This window comes from Synechococcus sp. R6-7, from assembly GCF_047461695.1.
In the GTDB taxonomy this organism is placed as follows: Bacteria; Cyanobacteriota; Cyanobacteriia; order Thermostichales; family Thermostichaceae; genus Thermostichus.
Genome location: NZ_JANSHS010000403.1, coordinates 1 through 2,786, shown reverse-complemented (window position 1 = coordinate 2,786; position 2,786 = coordinate 1). Strand labels below are relative to the sequence as shown.

2 protein-coding genes are annotated in these 2,786 nt (G+C 60.7%); one reads left to right on the top strand and one right to left on the bottom strand.

Annotated elements, in window-relative coordinates; translation table 11 throughout:
• A partial coding sequence (locus NW815_RS11630; protein ID WP_414416036.1) for a DUF1614 domain-containing protein occupies positions 1-368 on the top strand: 368 nt, incomplete at its 5' end.
• Here NW815_RS11630 and NW815_RS11625 read toward each other — a convergent pair.
• Positions 365-2,539: a caspase family protein gene (locus NW815_RS11625; protein WP_414390551.1), complete on the bottom strand. Its 2,175-nt coding sequence runs from the start codon at positions 2,537-2,539 to the stop codon at positions 365-367. The two genes, NW815_RS11630 and NW815_RS11625, sit on opposite strands and share 4 nt — an antisense overlap.
• Between the last annotated feature and the right edge of the window lie 247 nt (positions 2,540-2,786).

The window sequence follows — 2,786 nt, the reverse complement described above, 5'->3', positions numbered from 1 at the left end:
GGGGGCTGATCCCGGTGCTCTTGGCCCTATACCAATTTGGGCGGGCCGATAGCGTGCTGATCCTGGCGGTAACGGCGCTGGTAACCTTGGTCAGCTACTATGCTTCCCACGTGGTGCCCGGGATCGGCATTCAGATGAATCCTCTAATTGCCCCAGCTACAGCAGCCTTGGCCGCTTTGTTCTGGGCTGGGGATCAGGCGCCAGCGGTGGCCTTTGCCGGCGGGGTTTTGGGTACCCTTATCGGGGCGGATCTCCTGCACTTGCCGGAGGTGTTGCGGCGCAATTGCTCAGGCATTCTCAGCATTGGCGGGGCCGGGGTTTTCGATGGTATTGCCCTCTGTGGCTTGTTTGCCCTGCTGCTGAGCTAAACCAGCAAATAGGTAAGGGAAAGGGTGATGGATTGGGCGGGATCCAGCCAACGCAAGTCGGGATCCCCTAAGGACTCCGTCCCGCTGGCGCGATCGGAGGCACGCTGAGTCAACTCCTCGAGGAGCGTTTGCGTCCATTCCAGCGGCCCATTGAGCAACATCGGCGAACGGGCTACCCCCAGTTTGCGGGCCATAGCCTTGAGGGCTTCCAAGCTGGCGGACAGGGGGCGGGTGCTGGCCACAAACAACAGCTCCGTCAGCCCTTGGGCATGACAGGTGAGCAAGTCAGAGCTCACAGCAGAGCGCAGCTCGCCATCGACCTCCGGCAAGGGTGGCAAAGTTAAACTGCTCTTGGCTTCCAAGCGAAGAGGTGTGGTGAAGTTGTCCTGAGGCAGGGGGGCCAGCAGGTGCAGTTGTCCGGTCGGGTCGATCAGCAACAGGTAGCCGAACAGATGCTGATCGCTGTTGTTGCAAAGGGTGAGATGCAAGGGATCCCCTCGCGTAAACCGCTGCATACCCACCTCAGCAGGAGCGGAAGTTGCGGACTGGACAAGGCGTGCCGCCAACGAGGGAGCTAAGGACTCCGTCCCGCTGGCGCGATTGGCAGCTCTACCTTTGACGGCCAACTCCGCCACCACCGCCAAGGAAGAGGAAACCGCATTGAGAGTGGTGCGCAAACGTTTGGCAGCCAGCAGATGGGCAAGACGGGGAGCTAACCGCTGGACGGCCATTGCTGCGGCTTCTCCTGCTGGGCCACAGGAATTCAGGAGCAATTCTCGCCCCGGCCAGAACAGGCTGTAGCTGTTCACTTCCAGAGGCTTGAGCAGGGTATCCGACCGTTCGCGCCAGCGGGACGGAGTCCTAAAAGCAGCGGCCATTTCCGGGGTGATGCGGCCCAACAAACAGTCCACCTGTCGCTCGCGGGGGTTGGCCGTTTCCATCCAGCTATAGCCGGCAATGGCATTGGTCAGATCCACCTTTTCAATGCGGCCCAGGTTCTCCTCTAGGCCAACCAAAAGCTTGAGCGTGCTGGAGAGGCCGCGCAGCTGCTCCCGCAAAGGTGTGCCCACAGGGGGAAACTGCCCTTCCGGGCTGGCCACCTGAACCTGAGCCAACAGCCCACTTCGAGAACGCATGAGCAGCGGCGTCGGCGAAGAGGCGGAAGGATCGGCGGGAATGGGAACCAAAAGAGTACCCGGCTGCAAACCACACAGGGCCGCCGATGGGATCCCGCCCAACCACACCTGAGCCCGATTCCCCTTCACTTCTTGGACTACCCCGCTCACCCCTGCCTGCGTGGGCGCAAGAAAATAGGGGTGAATGCGTCGGGCAGTGTCTTGGCCTTCCAAGGTGGGGCGTTGGCAGGCGAAGAGGCCCAGCTCCCGCCGGCTGACCACCTGGTTAAAGGCCACCAGCAGACGGGTGGCAGGCGTGGTTTCCCACAGGTACTGCGTCAGCAGATAGGTGAGTACCCCGGCATAGAATCCCGGCCAAGCAGCTTCTGCTGCCAAGTCCTGGGGAGTGGTGGCCGAAATCAGCAAGCCCTTGGGCGGAGACGGCCAAACCCGCTGGGGTTCCGAGGAGTCCGAGATCGCGGCTGGGGGACGGGAACGCAGTTGCAAGTTGCCTCGCACCGACGGCGAGACATAGGTAAAGCCACAGTCCAGAAGGGTGGTGATCTGGGCAGTGCCCAAGCCTTCCAAAAGCCGGAAAAAGCTGTCTAGCTCCATTGCTGCCACTCCCTCAGAGCCAGACAACAGCAGCACCGGCTGCCAACAGTTGGGCGCGGATCCCAGCCGCCACTGGCCATAGCCGCTAAACTGCACCACTACCGTTTCAGCCGTGTGACCTTGACCCCCCAAGTGCTCTGCAAAGGCCGATTGGATCCCAGCCGGCGTGGCTGCCCCATCGGTAAGGGTGAGAATGTCTGCCGGGTCAAAACCAAAGCGATAGAGGAGTAGCTCCCGCTGCAACTCCACATCTGTCAAACACCCTTGTAGCGCGGATCCCTCGCCAAGGTAGCGGTTAATACCGATGAGAACAGCCAGCTTGCGGGAGCCAGCCGCCAAAGCTTGCCCATATCGCTCAGCCCGGCCCCTCAACCAGCCAGGGGATAGGCCAAGACCGGCAGCAACCAGGAGGAGTTTTTGCAGAAAAGACCGCCTTTCCATGTTGACCCTCTGGGCTGACCCCCGGCCCAACGACTACCCCATCGGCCAGCGAGCCACAGCTAAACTTTGCACTGGAATCTGTTGCTGCCTATTTCAGGATATCCCCATCCACACAGCTTTTTCCCGAGATCGAGTGACAGTTTTTGGCGTTTTCTTTGCATTCCTTATCAATCAAACCTCCGCTACTTCCCATGGGGATCCCACGGCAGCGCTCTTCTGTCAGCTAGAAATCGCAGGAGCCCCGCAC